Below are 19566 nucleotides of genomic sequence, written 5' to 3'. Positions count from 1 at the left end.
CCATGGCCGAGCCCTTCTGGCTGGTTCGCCCCCGCCACGACGGAGGCTCCGACTACGTGCGCTTCCTCCCCAGCCAGGAAGCCGTCGAGGTGCGCGAAGGCAGTCACCTCCCGCCCCAGATGCCTTTACTGAAGCGGCGCCAGTGGTTGCCGCTCAAAGAGGCAGAAGCCTGCCGCCGGCATCTTCAGCAGGAAGGCGGTTTCCACTCCAGCGAACCTTTGTTCTGAAGCACTGGTTCGGTGGCAGCGGAGGCCTCCGGATGGGGCGCGCCTCGATACGCTCGTACCACGACCCTGCTCACCGCACCGGAGGCCATGACCAACGGTTCTGCCCTGCCCCCCGGCGCGACCGGCGGCCCCAGCGATGGTTCCAGCCCCTACGAACGGCTCGGCATCGCTTCTGATGCCAGCTTCGACGAAGTTCAGGGAGCGCGTCAGCAGTGCCTTGATGCGGTAGGAGACGACCCCCAGGCCCGCGCCCGCGTGGAAGCCGCCTACGACGCCGTACTGATGGAACGGCTGCGGGAGCGGCAACAGGGCCGGGTCAGCAGCGCCGCCCTCAGTGCCTCGAAGCGGGAAGAGGTGAAGCCGGCCGTGATCGCCCGGGCCCCCTCCAGGCCTGCCCTGCCGGCCATGCCTTCCTTGCCCCAGCTCTCTGGCGGCAAACTCACGCGGCCGAAGTTCTCGATGCCCCGCCTGGCCCTGGCCGAGGGCCGTGAGCGCTGGGTGCCCCTGGCCGGGCAGGGGGCGATCCTGCTGCTGCTCCTGGTGTCCCCCCCGTCCTCCGACACGGTGCTGCTCGCCCTCTCCACCCTGCTCACGGTGGTGAACCTGCAGCGGCGCAACGGCCGGTTTCTGGCGGCGGTGGGCTGGAGCTTCGCTCTGCTGGGCCTCGGCCTGCTGATGGGCGGCGTGCTCGCCCAACTGGTAGATCCGGCCTTGCCGCTCGGGCTGCCGCTGGCGGGCGAACAGCTCCAGAGCCTGCCGGCACTGATCCTGCTGTTGCTGGGTGCCCTGCTGCTGGCCTGACGGCTGCCGAAGGTTTGTGTCGCCCTGGTTGAGTCTGGTGGGGTCACGCCAGTGATGCCCCTAGGGCACGCTCACAGCTCGTGCAGGCTTCCATGCCTGCCGGGTGCAGACTTTGCCTCCGCACGCTCAGTTGAGGGCTGTGAGCCTGCAGTTCGCTTCCGGCTCAGGCGCCTGTGGCCTTCAGACAGCCGCCAGCTCCTCGATCAGTTCCCGCAGCTCGGGCGCCTCCACGCCGTACACCTCGTTGCAGAAATGGCAGGTGAGCTCGGCGCGGCCGTCTTCGCGCAGGATCGTGTCGAGCTCGTCACGCCCCAGCAGCCGCAAGGCATTGACGCTGCGCCTGCGGGTGCAGGGGCAGTGGAAGGTGACGTTCTGGCTGGCCTCCGCATCCTCCAGGAGCTGGGGATCGAGGTCCGGGAAGATGTCTTCCAGCAGGCGTTGCAGATCGCCGCTGCAGTCGGCGAGCCGCTGGCTGAACCCCTGAATCTCGCGGCAGCGCTCCTCCAGCAGGGCCACCAGCGCCGGTTCCCGGGCCGCCTTGGGCAGCACCTGTACCAGCACCCCACCGGCGCAACGCACACCGCTGCTGTCGATCTGCTCACCGACGAACACCGCCGACGGGGTCTGCTCGGAATGGAGCAGGTAAGAGGCCACGTCATCACCGATGCCGCCGCTCACCAGCTCCACCGTGCTGCTGAACGGCTCGCCCTTGCCCTGGTCGCGCACCACGTGCAGATAGCCGGTGCCCGTGGCCTTGCGGAAGTCGAAGCGGTGCAGGCCCTCGGGCGTTTCCACCAGATCGAGCTCCAGGCCCGGCGCCCCCACGTAGCCGCGCACGGTGCCGTCCCGGCCCGCATCCACCATCAGGCCGCGCAGCGGTCCGTCCGACTGGATGCGCAGGTTCACCCGTCCGTGGGCCACCTTCATCGAACTGGCCAGCAGCAGACCGGCGGTCATCGCCCGGCCCAGCACGGCGGTGGTGAGGTACGAGAGGCCGTGGCGACGACGGGCGTAGCGCGTGGTGACGGTCGTGAGGGCCGCCACCATGCGGATGCCGCCATCGGCGGCCGTGGCCCGTACCAATCGATCGGGCATCGCCCCGCCCCAACTCAGGGCATCGTACGGAGCCTCGGCAGGGGCTGAAGCGCCCCGCCCTGCAGCCGCCAGCCTTCCTTCACCCAGCCCTTGAACAGCTCCGGTTCGTGGGTCACCACCAGCAGCACCCGGTCCCGCGCCAGCAGTTGCAGCAGTTGCAGCACCTCTTCCCGCACCGACCAGTCGAGGCCGGCGGTGGGTTCATCCAGCAGCAGCACGGGCGGATCGCGCAGCAACTGCACCGCCAGCGCCAGCCGCCGCTGCTGGCCGCCGCTGAGCCGCTCCGGCTGCTGCTGCAGCGACAGCCCCTGCAGCCCCACCCGGATGAGCACCTGTTCGACCCGTTCCGACGCCAGCCGCCGCTGACCCAGCTTCAGCTCCTGGCCCACCGTGAGGCCGAGGAAATGGCGCTCGGGAAACTGAAACACCAGGCCGCAGAGCCCGCGCCGCTGCCTGGCGTTCAACGCCTGCCCTTCCCACAGGATCGCGCCGCCATCGGGGTCCGCCAGACCGCAGATCAGCTCCAGCAGGGTGGTCTTGCCTGAGCCGCTCTGCCCGGCCACCAGGGCGGGCCGGCCCGGCTCCAGGCGCAGCTCCACCCCGTCGAGCAGGGCGGCTGGGGTGGTGGCCGGGTGATAGCGCAGGGATCGAAGCTCGAGCATGGCGGGTTTCGCTTCCCCCAGCTTGCTGGATGCGTGTTTGATGGGGGCAAGCACGCTGCCTTCTCCCATGGACGTCCGCTTTCGGGATGTGGATCCCTTCAACTGCTGGATCTGGGTGCGTTTTGCTGCTCCGCCCGGGCAGGGGGAGCGCGGCTACATCGATACGACCTTCGAGAGCTGGTTCTTTCTCGGCAAGCTGGGCGGCTTCAATGCCGAGAACCTTCAGGTGCATGAGGAGGGCGTGGATCTCAGCTGGATGACCTACGACGGCGACGACGCTGAACGGGCCCTGCCGGCGTTGATGCACAACATGGGCGAACTGGAATACCAGGAGGACTGGGCCCGCTGCTGGGTGGATCTCGGCACCAGCGATGGCGTTGCCCTTGATGTGCTGATCAACGCCCTGCGGCAGCTCGACAACGACGTGGTGGAGATTGAGGAACTGGTGATAGGCGGTCTCAACGACGACTGGCCGGTGGAAGACCAGCCCGATGCGATGTTCGCCCCCGGGGTCAATTGAGCGCGGTGTGACCCGGGAGCTGCGTCGTCTGTTGATCGAGCCCGGGCGCCTTGCCCGGGCGGCGTCTGAGCCGCCCGATTCGCTGGCTGCGAAAGCCGCCGCAGGCGGGCAAGCTGCACCGCCCGCCTGCGAGGAGGATCTGCCCATCCTGCGGTTGGAAGACGGCGAAAGCCGCTACCTCACGCGGGTGCTCCGCTATGGCCCCGGCGATCGCTTTGCGGTGGTCGACGGTGCCGGCCAGCTGTGGAGCGCGCTGCTGACCGATCGCAGCAGCGCCCGGCTGGAGCAGCCCCTGGCGGCACCCCTTGCGGTCGAGCCCTTGCCCTCGCCCCTGCTGGAGCTGGCGGTGGCAGTGCCCCGCCGCGATTTCGACACCGTGCTGCGCATGAGCTGCGAACTGGGGGTCGACCGCCTTCAGCCGCTGCTGGCCGAGCGCGGCGTGCGGGGGGCGGAAACCGGTGGGCCGGGCCGGTGGGAACGCTGGCAGGCGATCGTGCGGGAGGCCTGTGAGCAGTGCGAGCGTCTGTGGCTGCCGCAGCTGCTGGAGCCCATGGCCGCCGCCGCCTGGTTCCGGAATCCGGCTTCGCCGTCCAGCCCTGCAGCGCGCTCGGAGCCCGGCCAGCGTTGCTGGCTGGCCACCACCCGGGCGGCCGACCTGCCGCTGCTGAGTGAGCTGCTGGGGTCGGGAGCCCTGCCTGCTGGCTCAGAGTGGCGCGCCGGGGCAGCGCTGGGTTCCGGGGCAGACCTGCGCGGCGTGGCGGAGCTGGGCGGTGGTCAAGTCCCCGGTGCTGCGCATTGTGGGGCTATCGCCCGCCTGGCGATCGGGCCTGAGGGGGGCTGGACGCCGGCGGAGGAGCAGGTGGCGGTGGACGCGGGCTGGCAAGCGGTGAGCCTGGGCCCGACGATCCTGCGCACCTCGACGGCGGCTGTGGCAGGTCTGAGCCTGCTGAGTGCCTGGCGAGCGGGATCCAGGCGAGCGAGATCAAGCGGCGGCTGAATCGGCGGCTGGATCCCTGGGTCGCAGATTGCCGCGCTCAGCTCTTCATCAGGCTGGCGGCCATCGCCTTGAACGGGCCGATGTTGGCCCCGGCCAGCCGGCGGCGGCGGGAGAGGGCGCCGGCGGGGGTGAGGCACTCGGGCGAGAAGGTGACCAGCGAAGGAGGCGGCAGGTTGTCCTGTTCACGCCGCAGCTCTGCCGCCATCGCTTCTGCGGTGGTGAGCACGCTGCCCGCTGCAGCGACGCCGGCCTCTGCTGCTGGCCCTGCGGTGGCTGCAGCGGGATCCGCGCTGGTGGGTGGAGCCACAGGAGCCGCCGGAGCCACCGTCACAGGGGCCACGGTCACCGGCTCAGCGGTGGCGTTCTTGTCGAAGTCGATGAAGAACGAGCCCTTGCGCTTGAACAGCATGGTGATCCGAAGACGGGACGTTGGCTGTGATTATCCGCCGGCACCTGCAGGGGACCGACGCCGCTTAGGGGAGTGCAACAGAGAGCGGCAGCCCACGCCACTGCTGAAGAGACTGGGGCCTGTGCGGTCTGCCCCCTTGAGCGTTCTGCTGCTGTCGGCCGTGCCGGTGCCGGTGTCCCCCTTCACGGGCCTTGAGGCGTTGCTGGGGGCGCCACCGCTGCTGCCGGCCCAGACCCTCCAGCACTGGCTGCTGGCGCTGGCGCTGCATGGCCTGTTGATCAGCGCTGTCCAGCGGTTCCCCCTGCTCACCCGCTCCGGCTGGGTACACGCGGGTGTGCTCGGCACACTGCTGTGGGGCGCGCTCGGCTGGCGCGGCTGGTTTGCGGTGGTGGGCTATCTGGTGCTGGGCTCCCTGGTGACCCGGCTGGGCTTTCGCCAGAAGCAGCAGCAGGGGCTGGCCGAAGCGCGGGGTGGCCGTCGGGGGCCGGAGAACGTGTGGGGCTCCGCAGCCACCGGGGCCGTGCTGGCCCTGCTCACCACCGTGCCTGGAGCGCCGGTGCCGCTGCTGCTGCTGGGTTTCGGGGCCAGTTTCGCCGCCAAGCTTGCCGACACCTGCGGCAGTGAGATCGGCAAGCGCTGGGGGCGTCACACCGTGTTGATCACCTCCCTGCGGCCGGTACCCGCCGGTACGGAAGGGGCGGTCAGTCTGGAGGGGACGGGCGCCAGCCTGGTGGGCAGCGCGGTGATGGTGCTGGTGCTGAAGTTGCTGGGGTTGCTGGGATCGCCCCCCGCGCTGCTGTTGGTGTTGCTGGTGGGGGTGCTGGCCACCCTGCTGGAGAGCTGGATCGGCGCCACCCTGCAGGCGCGGCTCGCCTGGCTGACCAACGAGCTCGTGAACGGAATCCAGACGCTGCTGGCGGCGTTGATCGCCATGGGGCTGGCCTGGGGCGCCATGGCGCTGGGCCTGGCCGCCTGATTCAGGGGCGCTTGACTCAGGCCTGGGCGAACAGATCCCCCCATTCTCTGCTGAGTTCCTGGCGCAGCCGCGCCGCCAGCCGTTCGAAGCGGCGTTGGGCCACCCGCGCCCGGATCCCCAGCTCCTCGCCCAGCTGGCGCCAGGAGGCCCCATCCAGCACCCGCCCTTCCAGCAATCGCCGCTCGCTGACCTCCAGGTCTTGCAGCCGCTGCCTGAGCCAATGCTGCGGTTCCGGCTCGGAGCAGGAGGATTCGCTCAGACGATCGGCGCGGCAGGGATGGGGGGCTTCCCGGGCGCTGAGCTTCTCCACCAGAGGGGTGCTGGAGGCTTCAGCCGTGCCAACCGGCGCATCGAGGCTGGAGCACTGCAGGGCCCAGTGCAGGCTGCAGGCCTCCTGCCACTGGGCGACAGGGCAGCCCAGGGCGGCCGCCAGCTCCGCGTCGCGGAGCGCGGGCTTCTGCTGGTGAAGGCGTTGCTGCTGGAGGGTCTGCCCGCGCTGATGCAGCTCGCGCAGCAGGCGTGAGGCTTTCAGCGGCTGTTCGTTGTCGCGCAGGTGGTGCTGCATGGCCCCGCGGATGAAGGGCACGGCGAAGCTGCTGAGGGATGTGCCCTGGGCCGGATCGAAGGCTTCGACCGCGCGGATCAGACCGATCGAGCCCTGTTGCACCAGATCGTCGAACGGCACGGCGGTGTGGGGCCGGAGGCGGTTGGCCACCTGCCGGACCAGGGGCAGGTTGAATTCCACGATCTTGTTGCGATCGCGTGGATGGCCGCTGCGCTGGTATTGCGCCAGCAGCTCGGGATTGCGGCGTTGAAAGATGGTGAGCGTCATGGTGGGGAACCGGAGGTGCCAACGGGAAGTCCTTGGAATCACCTTCTCGCCGGCTGGCCCTTCCCCACCATCCCCACTCCCGGTGATTTCGCCTCCCCCGTAGGGGTGAGATCAAGGAGGTTGCCGCTGGCTCTGGCGGGCAGTCAGGCGGGTGATGAGCAGCGCGCTCAGGCAGGGGTGCGGCTCTGTTGCGGCTCCAGTGAGGCCCAGCGCAACAGGGCCGGCCAGTGTTTCAGACGCTCATAGAGACGCCGGTGTCCGGCGCTGTTGAGGTGCAGCCCGTCGCTGTCGAGCAGCCGCAGCCAGTGCGGATCCTCCAGCAGGCCATCGAGCAGCGGTAGGAACGGCACATCCGCTTCGAGGCAGGCTTCCTCCAGCAGGCCCTCGTAGTGGCGCACGGTGGCCAGGTCGTACCAGAGACAGCCGGCGAAGGGCATCACCGCCTCATCCACTGGGGTGAGGCCGATCACCATCACCGGCGCCAGCTGCCCGGCCTGGTGCAGCAGTTGCTGCAGGCCGAACAGGAACGCCTCCGGGGCCAGTTGGTGGCGCCCATCCGGGCGCCCCACGCGGGCCGTGTCGTTCAGCCCGATGCCCAGCAGGATCCCCTGGGGCCCCTGGCGCCGCAGCTCACCGCGGCAGCGCACTTCCGCCTCCAACCGTGCCGCCAGCCGCTCCAGGCCGTCGCCGCGCACGCCGAGGTTGTAGAGCACGGGCCCGCACGGGATCTCCATCCAGTGGCGCCGCAGCTGCTCGCACCAGCCGCCCCCATCGGGGTCTCCCCAGCCGTACACCCCGCTGTCGCCCAGCACGATCAGCTTGCGGGGCGGGGGTGAGGCCGCAGTGCCGGGTGCCGGGAGAGTCAGAGACGGTTCAGGAAACGGCTGAGGCGCTGCAGGCCGTCGTCGATGGTGGCTGGAGAGGCTGCACACGAGAGGCGGATGCAGCGGTCGTCGCCGAAGGCCACCCCGGGAACCACCGCCAGCCCCTGGTCCTCCAGCAGCCGGTTGGAGAAGGTCATGGAATCAAGCCCGTGGCCGCTGATGTCCGGGAAGGCGTAGAAGGCCCCTTCTGGCTGCTGCAGAGTGAGGCCGGGCAGAGCCATCAGGCCGGCACTCAGCAGCGCCCGGCGCTGGTTGAACTCCTGGGCCATGGCATGAACGCAGTCACGCGGGGCGGTGATCGCCGCCAGCGCGCCGTACTGGGCGAAGGTGCAGACGTTGCTCGTGCTCTGGCTCTGCAGGGCGCTGGCGGCGGCGATCACATCCTTGCGGCCGGCGAGGTAACCCACCCGCCAGCCGGTCATCGCCCAGCCCTTGGCAAAGCCGTTGACGATGAAGATGCGGTCGGCGAGGTCGGGGGCGAGGGCCGCCAGGCTGTGGTGCTCCAGGCCCGGCGCCAGCAGGAATTCGTAGATCTCATCGCTCACCACCGCCACCTGCGGATGGCGACGCAGCACGGCAGCGAGTTGCTCCAACTCCTGCCGGCTGAGCACCAGACCCGAGGGGTTGGAGGGGCTGTTGATCACCAGCAGCTTGCTGTTGGCCGTGATGGCGGCCTCGAGCTGGTCGGGTTGGAGCCGGAAGCCCTGAGCGGGTGCGGTGGGCAGCACGCGCACCGTGGCGCCGGCCAGGTGCGCCATCTCCGGATAGCTGAGCCAGTAGGGGGCCGGCAGCAGCACCTCGTCGCCGGGGTCGAGCAGCACCTGGAAGAGGTTGTAGAGCGCCTGCTTGCCGCCGTTGGTGACCAGCACCTGATCGGCCGCGGTGGGCACACCGTTTTCCTCGCTCAGCTTCTGGGCCAGGGCTTGCCGCAGCAGGGGTTCGCCGGCGGCGGGTCCATAGCGCGTGGCACCTTCCTCCAGCGCCCGGCTGGCAGCCTGGCGGATGAAGGCGGGCGTTTCGAAATCCGGTTCACCCGCGCTGAGGCTGCAGATGTCATGGCCGTCGGCCCGCAACTCGCGCGCACGGGCGGTGATCGCCAGGGTGAGGGACGGCTGCAGGGCCCGGGCCCGGGCTGAAAGTGCCAACGGGCTGGTCATTCAGCGGAGGCGGTGCGATCGGCCGCGACATGGGCGCCGGGGCACTCCAGCGTTGGAATGCCTTCGATAAGGGGATTAGACATCCTGCCTGACGCAGTGGCCGCTTGGCTTCGTCCCCGCGCAGGTTGTCATCAGCGGCCCCTGGATCCGTTCCATAGTATTCCTTTCACGCTGGGGTGAGGCGGGGATGGAACCGAGCGAACCCCTGCCCGGAGTTGTGGTGCAACCCAGCCTGTTCGGCGGCAGGGCGGTGGATGCCGGAGGGCAAGCGTCCGGCGGGATGCCGTTGGTTGAGGCCGTGATCGCCAGCGCCCCCCGTCATGCAGCCGCTGAGCCCCCCGATCCAACGGCGGCCCTGGCCGCTCTGCACGGCGCCTGCGAAGCCTGCCGCCGTTGCGGGTTGGCCCTGGGACGGCAGCAGGTGGTGGTGAGCCGCGGCAATCCGGCCGCCTCGCTGATGGTGATCGGCGAGGGTCCCGGCGCCCAGGAAGATGCCAGCGGCTCGCCCTTCGTGGGCCGCGCCGGCCAGTTGCTCGATCAGATGTTTGCCAGCGTGGCGATCGACACCCGCCAGGACGCCTACATCTGCAACGTGGTGAAGTGCCGTCCACCCGAGAACCGCAAGCCGACGCCGGAGGAAATGGCCGCCTGCCTGCCCTGGCTGCTGAAGCAGATCGAGCTTGTGCAGCCCAAGGTGCTGGTATTGGCCGGTGCCACGGCGATGGAGGGGGTGCTGGGCCTGAAGGGGGGGATCACCAAGCTGCGCGGCCAGTGGCGGCAGTGGCGGGGGCTGTGGTGCCTGCCGATCTTTCATCCTTCCTATCTGCTGCGCAACCCATCGCGCGAGCGCGGCACCCCCAAATGGCTCACCTGGCAGGACCTCCAGGACGTGCGCCGCCGTCTCAATCAGCTGGAGGCAGGCTCTCCCTATCTGGATGCAGACGGGGCCTCAGCTGGGGCGACCCCCGCGACCACTCCGGTAGCGGACATCTCCGCCGACTGAGCACGCCGCTTGTACGCCTGTCTGTGGCAGTGTTGGGGCCAGTTCCCCGGCTTCCAGCTCCGATGACCGGCACCGTGGCCCGTCCCCAGACCGCCCCGGCAGGTCTGCCCACTGACTGGGCCAGCAACCCGCGCTACGACACGGTGATCCGCCGCCGCAAGACCCGCAGCGTGCGGGTGGGCGATGTGTGGGTGGGCAGCGACCACCCGGTGGTGGTGCAGTCGATGATCAACGAGGACACCCTCGACATCGCGGGTGCCACCGCCGGCATCCGTCGCCTCCATGAATCCGGCTGCGAGATCGTGCGGCTCACGGTGCCGAGCCTGGCCCACGCCAAGGCGGTGGGAGAGATCCGCAAGCGCCTCGAAGACAGCTACCGCCCCGTGCCGCTGGTGGCTGACGTGCACCACAACGGTATGAAGATCGCCCTTGAGGTGGCCCAGCACGTCGACAAGGTGCGCATCAACCCCGGGTTGTATGTGTTCGACAAACCCGACCCCAACCGCACGGAGTTCACCCCGGAGGAGGTGACCGCGATCGGTGAGCGCATCCAGGCCACGCTTGAACCGCTGGTGAGCCTGCTGAAAGAGCAGGACAAGGGCCTGCGCATCGGCGTGAATCACGGCTCCCTGGCGGAGCGGATGTTGTTCACCTACGGCGACACCCCGCTGGGGATGGTGGAGAGCGCCATGGAGTTCATCCACATCTGCGACCGCCTTGACTTCCACAACATCGTGGTGTCGATGAAGGCTTCGCGGGCGCCGGTGATGCTGGCGGCCTACCGGATGATGGCCGACCGCATGGACGCCGAAGGCTTCCACTACCCGCTGCATCTGGGCGTCACCGAGGCGGGTGACGGCGACTACGGCCGCATCAAGAGCACGGCCGGCATCGCCACCCTGCTGGCCGAGGGCCTGGGGGACACGATCAGGGTGTCCCTCACCGAGGCCCCAGAGAAGGAGATCCCAGTCTGCTACTCGATCCTGCAGGCGCTGGGCCTGCGCAAGACGATGGTGGAGTACGTGGCCTGCCCCAGCTGCGGCCGCACCCTGTTCAACCTGGAGGAGGTGCTGCACGTGGTGCGCAACGCCACCGCCCACCTCACCGGCCTCGACATCGCCGTGATGGGCTGCATCGTCAACGGTCCCGGCGAGATGGCCGACGCCGACTACGGCTACGTGGGAAAAACCCCCGGCACCATCTCCCTCTACCGCGGCCGCGAAGAGATCCGCCGTGTGCCGGAAGCGGAGGGTGTGGAAGCGCTGATCGCTCTGATCAAGGAAGACGGCCGCTGGGTCGACCCCTGAGGCCTTGGCCGCCTGACGCCACGCTGCCAGTCACATTCGGAAGCCCCTGGATCCCTGACCCACCCTGTCCTGTGCCCCCTGGCACGGGCTAGTTTGAACACAGCACAAACGCTCACGAGGCCGAGAGCATGTCCAGGGGTAGCACCAGCATTCTCGTCCTGGCTGGGCTCGGCGCCTGTGCGGCCGCAGCCGTGGTGGGCGGCGAATGGCTGATGGCGCCCAGTGCTGCCTCCCTGATCACCGACAGCCCCAAGGAGGTGATGGATCAGGCCTGGCAGATCGTCTTCCGCGATTATCTCGACACCACCGGCAAATACACCCCGGAGCAGTGGCGCAAGCTGCGCCGCGATCTCCTCGCCAAAACCTACGGCAATACCAAAGAGAGCTACGAGGCCATCCGGGGCATGCTCGGCACCCTCGATGATCCCTACACCCGCTTCATGGATCCGCGGGAGTTCAAGGAGATGCAGATCGACACCTCGGGGGAACTCTCCGGTGTCGGCATCCAGCTGAGCCTCGACAAGGACACCAAGGAACTGGTGGTGGTGTCCCCGATTGACGGCTCCCCAGCTTCGCGGGCCGGCGTGATGCCGAAGGACGTGATCATCTCGATCGACGGCAAGAGCACCAAGGGGATGAGCACGGAAGACGCGGTGAAGCTGATCCGCGGCCAGGCTGGCACCAAGGTGACCCTGCAGGTGCGGCGCAAGAATCAGGTGCTCGAGATGCCGCTCACCCGCGATCGCATCGAGCTGCACGCGGTGGAACATCAGGTGAACACCACCCCTGATGGCTTCAAGGTGGGCTACATCCGCCTCAAGCAGTTCAACGCCAATGCCTCCAAGGACATGCGCGCCGCTCTGCGCGACCTGGAGAGCAAGGGGGTGCAGGGGTACGTGCTGGATCTCCGCAGCAACCCCGGTGGCCTGCTGGTGGCGAGCATCGAGATCGCCCGCCAGTGGCTCGATGAAGGCATCATCGTGTCCACCAAAACCCGCGACGGCATCCAGGACGTGCGGCGCGCCAACGGCCGGGCACTCACCAAGGCTCCTCTGGTGATCCTGGTGAATGAGGGTTCCGCCAGTGCCAGCGAAATCCTCTCCGGTGCCCTGCAGGACAACAAGCGAGGGGTGCTGGTGGGTCAGAAGACCTTCGGCAAGGGATTGGTGCAGTCAGTGCGGGGGCTCTCCGATGGCTCCGGCATGACCGTGACCATCGCCAAATACCTCACCCCCAGCGGCCGCGACATCCACAAGCACGGCATCAAACCCGATGTGTCGGTGAAGCTGAGCGAACAGGAGGCCCGATCACTCAAGCTCGAAGAGATCGGCACCCGCAACGATCCTCAGTACCGGGTGGCTGAAAACACCTTGGTGAAGCAACTGCGCACGGTGGGCAAGGCACCCGGCAAGCCCTACAACCCCTCAAGTGCCAACCTGCCGGCTGCTCTCGGACCCACTAACTGATCAGGGGTTATCCCCTGAGCGCGCCATCCTTCCAAGGGGCACTGTTTCCGGGGCACATGTCACGGACAGGCCTTTGCGCACCCCTTTTACAGGCCAAGGTTTATAGGGAAAGTCTTAACTGGCAAGGTTTATGGGTAAGTCTTAGGTGGCAACGTTTATTGGGCAAGTCTTGCGGCGCAACGGCTGAAGACCAACTTGTGTGCGCCATTCGCGCGCACCAATCAATCCATGGAAGAAAGCCCTGCTGCGGGGATTCCCGCAACAGGGCTTTTGCTTTCTCTGAGGCCGGTAAGCGCTGTGGATCGGAGCTTCAGGCCACCGGCTGCATGAGGCCGCCGCCGGGGTTGGAGTCGTCATCGTCGTTGTTCTGGTTTTCGTCCTGGAACAGGGCGAACAAGCCCAGAGCGATCACGCTGATCAGGGCCGAAACAAGGCCCACACCGCTCTGCAGCCCTGCCGAAACCCCACCGGAAGCAACGAATTCGCCCATTTAGCCCAAACCTTTCCGGAACTGTAACGAAGTTTTGCGGGGATGAGGGTGAAGAGAATCGGAAGCTTGTCGGGGGGTGGCCAAGCAACACGTCCCCCCCTCAAACCACCAACACCGCCGCATTCCTGGCGGCTGCTTGGTCCTGGCGCTGGGCGTCGGTGAGGCCATCAGCGGCGGGGATCTGGCCGGCCATGGCGGTGAGCCACTCCATCAGGGTGTCGAGCTGCTTCTCGGCGGGGAGCACGCTGAGGCCGCGGGCCAGCACTTTTGCGGTGCTGCCGGCGCCGCCCTGATACACCAACCGGCCGTGCAGGTGCTGGGGCAGGCCCTGGCGCAGCAGCCGGAAGGCGGGCTCCTCCATCGGGGTTTCCAGCACGATGTTGGGCTTTTCGGGCTTGAGGCGTGAGAAGCCGCAGCGTTTGGCCAGCAGTTTGAGTTCCATCAACTGCAGCAGGCTCTGCACCGGCGCCGGCAGGGCCCCGTAGCGATCCACCCAGTCGGCAGCCAGCTGGAGCAGTTCGCTCTTGGCGGTGCAGCCGGCAGCAGCCCGGTAGGCGGCCATCTTTTCGTCCGCTTCGGTGATCCAGTCGGCGGGGATGAAGGCGGTGATCGGCAGATCGATCTGGGTGTCTTCCACCACGGGGATGTCCTGGCCCTGGATCTCCGCCAGGCTTTCCTGCAGCATCTCCATATAGAGGTCGAAGCCGATCGCTTCGAGCTGGCCGCTCTGCTCCACCCCCAGCAGGTTGCCCACGCCGCGGATCTCCATGTCGCGCATCGCCAGCTGGTAGCCGCTGCCCAGTTGCGCGAACTCCTGGATCGCCCGCAGCCGCTGCCGTGCCGCCTCACTGAGGGCGCCATCACCGGGATAGAACAACCAGGCATGGGCCTGGATGCCGCTGCGGCCCACCCGGCCGCGCAGTTGATACAGCTGGGCGAGGCCGAATCTGTGGGCGTCTTCCACCAGAATCGTGTTCACCCGTGGGATATCCAGGCCGCTTTCGATGATCGTGGTGCAGAGCATCACATCGGCTTCGCCGGCATTGAAGGCCACCATCGCGCTCTCCAGTTCCCCTTCGGCCATCTGGCCGTGGGCCACCAGCAACTTCAGGCCCGGCAGCATCTCGCGCAACTGGCCCGCCACCTCCTCGATTCCCTCCACCCGCGGCACCACGTAGAACACCTGGCCGCCACGATCCAGTTCCTGGCGGATGGCGCTGCGCACCGCCTCATCGTCGCGGGCGGCCAGGTGGGTCTTGATCGGGCGGCGCAGCGGTGGCGGCGTGGTGATCAGGCTCATCTCCCGCACCCCCGACAGGCTCATGTAGAGCGTGCGTGGAATCGGCGTGGCGGAAAGCGTCAGCACGTCGACGTCTTTTCGCAGCGCCTTGATCTTCTCTTTCTGGTTCACACCGAAGCGCTGCTCCTCATCCACCACCAGCAGCCCCAGTTGCTTGAAGCTGGTGCCCTTGCCCAGCAGCTGGTGGGTGCCCACCACGATGTCGATCGTGCCGGCGGCCAGTCCTTCCTGAATCGCCTTGCGCTCCAGCGTTGTGCGGAAGCGATTGAGCAGCGCCACCTTGAGCGGGTAGGGCGCAAAGCGTTCGCTCAAGGTGCGCCAGTGCTGCTGGGCCAGCACCGTGGTGGGGGCCAGCAGCGCCGCCTGGCGTCCGGCGGTCACCGCCTTGAACAACGCCCGGATCGCCACCTCGGTCTTGCCGAAGCCCACATCGCCGCACACCAGCCGGTCCATCGGCTTGGCGGTCTCCATGTCGCGTTTCACTTCCGCGATCGCCTTCAGCTGATCCGGCGTGGGCTCATAAGGGAAGGAATCCTCCAGCTCGCTTTGCCACGGGCCATCGGGCGGAAACACGATGCCGGGGGCCTGATGGCGCTCTGCGTACAGCTTCACCAGGTCGAGCGCCACCTTGCGCACCGCCTTGAGCGCTCTCTCCTTGGCCCGCGCCCAGGCCACGCCCCCCATGCGGTTGAGCTCCGGCGGTGTGTCGGTGCTGGCGCGGTAGCGGCCCAGGCTGCCCAGCTGGTCGGCGGCCACCCGCAGGGTGCCGTCGGCGTACTGCACCACCAGGTAATCGCGGCTTTCGCCGCTGATCGCCAGCTTCTCCAGCTTGAGGAAGCGGCCGATGCCGTGATTGCGGTGCACCACGAAATCGCCGGGTTGCATCTTGCCCGGATCCACCGTGCGGCTGGCCGCCTTGCGGCGCCGCCGCACATAGCCGCTGGCGGCCAGGCTGTGCTGGCCGAAGAACTCCCGGTCGGTGAGCAGCACCAGCTTCCAGGCCGGCAGTTGCAGCCCTTCCAGCTCGGCGGTGCCCTTGAGCTTGAGCGCCACAGGTGTGTTCTGCTCCACCAACCGCTCGATCGCCGGGAAGTCGTGCGGGTTGGGCACGAAGCGGGCGATGCAGTCGTGCTCCTCCAGCAGCGCCACCGCCCGTGACGGCTGGGCCGAAAGCAGCCACACCTTCGCCTTTTCCTGTTGGTAGCCCTTCACCAGCGCCGCCAGGCGGCCGAAGGCGTTCGGATGGGCCGGCACCGGACGGCTGGAGAGATCGAAGGCGTTGGGGTGGCGGTCGGTTTCCGCCAGTTCAGTCAGATCGAAACCGGCGAACGCTTCGACATCCTCAAGGGCCTGCTCGGGCGGCCGGTGCAGCAGGGCGGGCAGTAGCACCGGCTGGCCGCAGGCTGCCGCCAGCTCCGCCTGCACCTCGCCGTGGTGGCTGTCGGCGTGATCGAACCACTGCTGGCCGTGGGCGCGACAATGGCGCCGCTCATCCACCGCAATCAACGTCCTGGCGGGCAGGTAATCGAGCAGGGAGGCGGGCCGCGCCCAGGCCAGACCCATCAGCCGCCGCATCCCCTCGGGCGTGCCGCCCTCCAGCAGCTGATCGAGCGCTTCCGGCTGCAACAGCCCCTCGAGCCCCACCGGCATCGTTTCCCGCAGGGCATCCGCCACCAGCGGGCCGTAGCCACTGGGGGTGAGCCGCACCGCCTCGGTGGCATCGAGCGAACGCTGGGTGGCGGGGTCGAATTCCTTGAGCTTCTCCAGCTCCTCGCCGAAGAACTCCAGCCGCACCGGCAGCTCGGCGCTCACCGGAAACACGTCGACGATGTCGCCGCGGCGGCTCCAGCTGCCCTCCTGCTCGATCGTGGGCACCCGCTCGTAGCCGAGGCGGCTGAGGGTGTCGGCCAGCTGCTCCAGGTCCACCGTGTCGCCCTTGCGCAGGCACAGGCAGCGGGCGGCCAGGGCCGCGGGCGGCGGCAGGTGGGGTTGCAGGGCCCGCTCGGTGGCCACCACGGCCCCCTGCCACGGGTGGCTGTTGCCGTCGGCGCTTCCCGCATCCACCAACTCGGCGAGTACCTGCAGTTGCCCCCAGGTGATCTCGGTGGTGGGATCGAAGGGTTCGTAGGGCGAGCCCTCACTGGTGGGATAAAGCTGGGCCGTGGGCCAGCCCATCAGTTCCAGCAGCGCCGCCCAGCGGCCCGCCTCTTCCAGCGTGGGCACGATCACCAGCAGAGGCGTCTGCCGCTGCCGGGCCAGGGCACTGGCGATCAGGGCACGGCCGGCCCGGGAGGCGCCCCGCAGGCTCAGCCGTTCTTGGCGCTCGATCCGTTGCAGCACCTCACCGGTGAGGGGCACCTGCTCGAGCTGGCGCACCAGGGCGGTGAGGGGCATTGGGTCGTGTGGCGCAGGGATCCCGATCCTGGCAGTTGCACTCCTGCCGCTGCTTTGCTGGTGCAGATCGACCATCATGAAGGTCACGTTGATCTCTGGGAGTGAGCCGGCACCATCCCCCGCGTGGATCGGGCGCTCCCGTGCTGCCGCTGACGCTGTTGGCCGCTGGTCTGCTGCTGGCGGGCCTGGCGGTGGCGCCGCCCGAGCGCAGGGGCGAAACCCTCGGCGCACTGGAAGCGCTGCCGTTTCAGGTGTCGGACACGCTGTTCGCCCGGCCCCCGGCCCCCCTGCGGCCGGGCGATGTGGCCGTTGATGCCTTCATGGCCGGCGATCTGATGGCGCGGCTGGAGCAGGCCGATGTCGACTGGCAGCCGCAGGCCGAGGTGCTGCCTGACGGCGGTGTGCGTTACCGCTACCGCCGCCGCGAGGGAGACCCAAAGCTCTCGATCGAGCAGATCCGCGCGCTGATGCTCGATCCGCCGCGCTTCGAGCGCGAGCGACAGGCGATCCGCGATCTGCTCGATCAGCTGCAGCGGGTGGGGGTACGGGTGGTGCTGGGCCCGCCCCGCAAGGCCGGCGCCGCCGGTGAGTGGGACCCTGCCGCCCGCACAATCCGCATCAAGCCGGAGGTGGTGGACCAGGGCAGCGCCACCTTTGCTCTGGTGCTGAACCATGAGGCCATCCATGTGGCGCAGAGCTGCCGCCGCGGGGGGGTGTCGGCCCCGCCCAAGCAGCTTGGGCTCTCCATTACCGCCAGGCCCCAGGCCCAGGGGCAGCTCAACGACCCGATCTACGCCAATCTCTCGCCCCTGGAGCGCCAGCTCGAGCAGGAGGCCTATGCCAACCAGGACCAGCTGGAGAAGGGGGCCGGCCTGATCAGCCAGGAATGCCGCCCACCGGTGGGTTGGTCAACTGCCTGGCCCAGCTGAGCGGCCGGCAGCGGTTCCACTGAGCTTGGGGCAGCGGACTCTGGATTCAGTTGGAAGGGATCCGCACTGCGGCGGGGCACCCACCGCAATGGCGCTCCGGCTCCTTCCAAGCAAGGAGTATCGCCGGGAACGGGAGCTGAGGCGCCGCCTGATGGTCCGGCTCCAGCCGAAGGCGATGCCTGCGCCCAGGACCGGCAAGGGGGCCGGCACGGGAACGGTGTTCAAGGTGAAGCCCGTGCAACCGAGCCCATCCGCAGGAGAGCTCTCCCGCTGGCGACCCGCCTGTCGAGAAAGCCTCATGACAAGCGCTTTGTCATCTCCAGCGCCGGCCTCCGCTCGCTGTATCTCTGGAATCCAGAGCCCGCAGCACCGCGGGGCCGCGGTGTGCCCGTGCCCATCGCCGGACCGGGTTAGGCGTTCATGCTCTGGTGGCCAGTTGATCTTCCAGCAGCATGTTGAACTGCAGCAGCTGCTGATCATTGAGCTGCTGGCGGCTGTTGAGCTGAAAATGCCGCTCCAGGAAGAGGCGCCCCTCTGCCGCTCCCCACTGCAGCTGGCCGAGCAGCTGGTCGCTCTGATCCAGCAGGTCGCGGCGACGCAGGGGTGTGGCGGCCTGCTCCGGCCTGCTGCCGGGTGCCAGTTGCTGCAGGGCATTCAGATAGCCCATCAGATCCAGGTAGCGCACCAGGCGGCTGCGGCTCGGATGGTTGAAGGCCCGCGCCAGGTACGCCGCTTCCTCCTCCCGGCCCCATCCCAGTCGCTTGAGTTCCAGCTCTACCTGCGCCAGTTCATCGCTCCAGTCTTCGGGATCGGCTGTGACCTCCGGCTCCGATGGGGAAAGGCCCTGGGGCGTGGGCGCCGCAGAGGCATGGGCTGGCGCTGCTGGTGTGGCCGGCGAGGCGCAAGCCTGATCGGGTGCCGGGGACGCCTCCATGGGCACAGGAGCCTGGGCGGGTGGCGCTGGAAGCGGAGCGTGTGAAACCACAGGCATCACTGCCGCCTGCGCCGGCACACCCCCACGGCTCAGCGCCAACAGCGGCTGCTCTGCCTCAACCGCGCTGATGGCTGGCTTCTGGGGTGGCGCTTTCGCCGCACCCACCGGCTCCGGCCTGGCGAGGGCAGCGGCGCCGCTTGGGGACCATCGCCTCTGCAGGCGCTCGATGGCGCGGTCTTCCGCCAGTTCCGCCGTGGCGGCCTCGCCCAGAGCGCTGCCGATCAGGGCGCCCTGGTCCCAGGCGCTCACCTTCACCACCCGCTGTCCGGGTTCGGCGTGCACCAGTTCCGCCTGCAGCTGCATCCCGGCTCGGGCTTGGTTTGGCTTTCCTAGAGTGACCGATTCGCGCGCCGCCACTGCCTATGGAAGCGGAGTCGATCGAGTCACTCACACCGCTGCTGCAATCGGCAGACCAGTGGGGGGAGATTCTGCTGCTGCTTCCCCTGCTGGTGGCGATGGAGGCCGTGCTCTCCGCGGACAACGCCATCGCCCTGGCCGCCATCGCGCGTCACCTCGACGATCCGGCCCGCCAGCGCCGCGCCCTCAACCTCGGCCTGCTGCTGGCCTTGGTGTTCCGGATGGCCCTGATCGTGGCGGCCCGCTGGGTGCTGGTCTTCTGGCCGCTGCAGTTGCTGGCGGCGGTCTACCTGCTCTGGCTGTGCATCACCAACCTGGCCGGATCCAGCGAGGCCGGCGGTGAAGCGGCAGGCGCTGCAGCTATCAGCCACGTGGAACCGGCGGTCCAGCGGCTCCACGGTCAGACCCTGGGCTCCGTGGTGGCCACGCTGGCGGTCACCGATCTGGCCTTCTCGCTCGATAGCGTCGCGGCGGCGGTGGCGGTCAGCGACCGGCTCTGGCTGGTGATGACCGGCGGCGTGATCGGTGTGGTGGCCCTGCGCCTCACGGCCGGTCTGTTCATCCGCTGGTTGGAGGAGTACCGGCATCTGGAGCGGGCCGGCTATCTGGCCGTGGGTCTGGTGGGCGTGCGCCTGCTGCTGCGCCTGGCCCTGCCCCAGATCGTTCCCCCCGAATGGGCGCTGCTGCTCGTGGTGGCCTGCCTGTTCGTCTGGGGCTTTTCGCAGCGCAGTGAGCAGCAGACCGGGGAGGTCAGCCCCTGACGCCC

General features: G+C 68.5%; 19 protein-coding genes. 10 read left to right on the top strand and 9 right to left on the bottom strand.

The genetic code is table 11. The features are described 5' to 3' along the window. Nucleotides 1–2: 2 nt before the first annotated feature. Both ACWJI3_RS08685 and ACWJI3_RS08680 read left to right on the top strand, forming a co-directional pair. Nucleotides 3–227 (top strand): hypothetical protein, encoded by a 225-nt coding sequence (locus ACWJI3_RS08685; protein WP_094510238.1) that lies wholly within the window; start codon nt 3–5, stop codon nt 225–227. Between the two features lie 87 nt (nt 228–314). Next, on the top strand, nt 315–1028 hold the full coding sequence (locus tag ACWJI3_RS08680) for a CPP1-like family protein (RefSeq protein WP_094510239.1): 714 nt from the start codon (nt 315–317) through the stop codon (nt 1026–1028). A gap of 180 nt (nt 1029–1208) precedes the next feature. Here the strand turns inward: ACWJI3_RS08680 and hslO are convergent, their stop codons facing one another. Together hslO and ACWJI3_RS08670 are read right to left on the bottom strand one after the other, a co-directional pair. Then, nucleotides 1209–2123, bottom strand: coding sequence for an Hsp33 family molecular chaperone HslO (hslO, locus tag ACWJI3_RS08675; RefSeq protein ID WP_094510240.1), 915 nt, complete (start codon nt 2121–2123; stop codon nt 1209–1211). 14 nt (nt 2124–2137) lie between these two features. Beyond that, nucleotides 2138–2785, bottom strand: coding sequence for an ABC transporter ATP-binding protein (locus ACWJI3_RS08670; protein WP_480203458.1), 648 nt, complete (start codon nt 2783–2785; stop codon nt 2138–2140). A gap of 67 nt (nt 2786–2852) precedes the next feature. On the opposite strand from ACWJI3_RS08670, the gene ACWJI3_RS08665 reads away from it, so the two are divergent. Together ACWJI3_RS08665 and ACWJI3_RS08660 are read left to right on the top strand one after the other, a co-directional pair. Next, nucleotides 2853–3305 carry a DUF3531 family protein gene (locus tag ACWJI3_RS08665; protein WP_094510241.1) on the top strand — a complete coding sequence of 151 codons (453 nt, stop codon included), beginning with the start codon at nt 2853–2855 and terminating at the stop codon, nt 3303–3305. Between the two features lie 7 nt (nt 3306–3312). After that, nucleotides 3313–4302 (top strand): RsmE family RNA methyltransferase, encoded by a 990-nt coding sequence (locus ACWJI3_RS08660; protein WP_480203457.1) that lies wholly within the window; start codon nt 3313–3315, stop codon nt 4300–4302. Nucleotides 4303–4339: 37 nt separating this feature from the next. Here ACWJI3_RS08660 and ACWJI3_RS08655 read toward each other — a convergent pair whose 3' ends face one another. Further along, nucleotides 4340–4711: a hypothetical protein gene (locus ACWJI3_RS08655; protein ID WP_480203456.1), complete on the bottom strand. Its 372-nt coding sequence runs from the start codon at nt 4709–4711 to the stop codon at nt 4340–4342. Nucleotides 4712–4910: 199 nt separating this feature from the next. On the opposite strand from ACWJI3_RS08655, the gene ACWJI3_RS08650 reads away from it, so the two are divergent. Further along, a complete protein-coding gene (locus ACWJI3_RS08650) occupies nt 4911–5687 on the top strand; it encodes a DUF92 domain-containing protein (protein ID WP_480203587.1) in 777 nt (258 codons plus the stop codon). 16 nt (nt 5688–5703) lie between these two features. Here the strand turns inward: ACWJI3_RS08650 and ACWJI3_RS08645 are convergent, their stop codons facing one another. The 3 genes from ACWJI3_RS08645 to ACWJI3_RS08635 all read right to left on the bottom strand — a co-directional run bounded on the left by ACWJI3_RS08645 (nt 5704) and on the right by ACWJI3_RS08635 (nt 8560). Beyond that, nucleotides 5704–6519, bottom strand: coding sequence for a sigma-70 family RNA polymerase sigma factor (locus tag ACWJI3_RS08645; protein WP_480203455.1), 816 nt, complete (start codon nt 6517–6519; stop codon nt 5704–5706). A gap of 167 nt (nt 6520–6686) precedes the next feature. Beyond that, nucleotides 6687–7331, bottom strand: a complete 645-nt coding sequence (locus ACWJI3_RS08640; RefSeq protein WP_255140955.1) for a GDSL-type esterase/lipase family protein — start codon at nt 7329–7331, stop codon at nt 6687–6689. Between the two features lie 50 nt (nt 7332–7381). Further along, a complete protein-coding gene (locus tag ACWJI3_RS08635; RefSeq protein WP_094510246.1) occupies nt 7382–8560 on the bottom strand; it encodes a pyridoxal phosphate-dependent aminotransferase in 1179 nt (392 codons plus the stop codon). 187 nt (nt 8561–8747) lie between these two features. Between ACWJI3_RS08635 and ACWJI3_RS08630 the strand changes: the two genes are divergently transcribed. The 3 genes from ACWJI3_RS08630 (at nt 8748) to ACWJI3_RS08620 (ending at nt 12336) form a co-directional block, all read left to right on the top strand. Then, nucleotides 8748–9563, top strand: a complete 816-nt coding sequence (locus ACWJI3_RS08630) for a uracil-DNA glycosylase (protein ID WP_480203454.1) — start codon at nt 8748–8750, stop codon at nt 9561–9563. Between the two features lie 62 nt (nt 9564–9625). Then, entirely contained in the window at nt 9626–10870 is a 1245-nt protein-coding gene (ispG, locus tag ACWJI3_RS08625) for a (E)-4-hydroxy-3-methylbut-2-enyl-diphosphate synthase (protein ID WP_255140957.1), read from the top strand. 128 nt (nt 10871–10998) lie between these two features. Further along, a complete protein-coding gene (locus ACWJI3_RS08620; RefSeq protein WP_094510248.1) occupies nt 10999–12336 on the top strand; it encodes a S41 family peptidase in 1338 nt (445 codons plus the stop codon). Nucleotides 12337–12646: 310 nt separating this feature from the next. Here the strand turns inward: ACWJI3_RS08620 and ACWJI3_RS08615 are convergent, their stop codons facing one another. Further along, nucleotides 12647–12826 (bottom strand): hypothetical protein, encoded by a 180-nt coding sequence (locus ACWJI3_RS08615; protein ID WP_094510249.1) that lies wholly within the window; start codon nt 12824–12826, stop codon nt 12647–12649. A 100-nt stretch (nt 12827–12926) separates the two neighbouring features. Then, entirely contained in the window at nt 12927–16520 is a 3594-nt protein-coding gene (gene mfd, locus ACWJI3_RS08610) for a transcription-repair coupling factor (RefSeq protein WP_480203453.1), read from the bottom strand. A 140-nt stretch (nt 16521–16660) separates the two neighbouring features. On the opposite strand from mfd, the gene ACWJI3_RS08605 reads away from it, so the two are divergent. Beyond that, complete coding sequence (locus ACWJI3_RS08605) at nt 16661–17449, top strand: hypothetical protein (protein WP_094510251.1); 789 nt, start codon at nt 16661–16663, stop codon at nt 17447–17449. Between the two features lie 418 nt (nt 17450–17867). On the opposite strand, the gene ACWJI3_RS08600 is transcribed toward ACWJI3_RS08605, so the two are convergent. Next, nucleotides 17868–18746 (bottom strand): hypothetical protein, encoded by an 879-nt coding sequence (locus ACWJI3_RS08600; protein WP_094510252.1) that lies wholly within the window; start codon nt 18744–18746, stop codon nt 17868–17870. Between the two features lie 59 nt (nt 18747–18805). Between ACWJI3_RS08600 and ACWJI3_RS08595 the strand changes: the two genes are divergently transcribed. Then, complete coding sequence (locus tag ACWJI3_RS08595; RefSeq protein ID WP_094510253.1) at nt 18806–19561, top strand: TerC family protein; 756 nt, start codon at nt 18806–18808, stop codon at nt 19559–19561. Nucleotides 19562–19566: the final 5 nt, after the last annotated feature.

The sequence above is a fragment of the Marcopretia estuarina LEGE 06307 genome, assembly GCF_056633115.1.
Note: the sequence above shows the minus strand (reverse complement) of the source record. Positions and strands in the feature narration are given on the sequence as shown.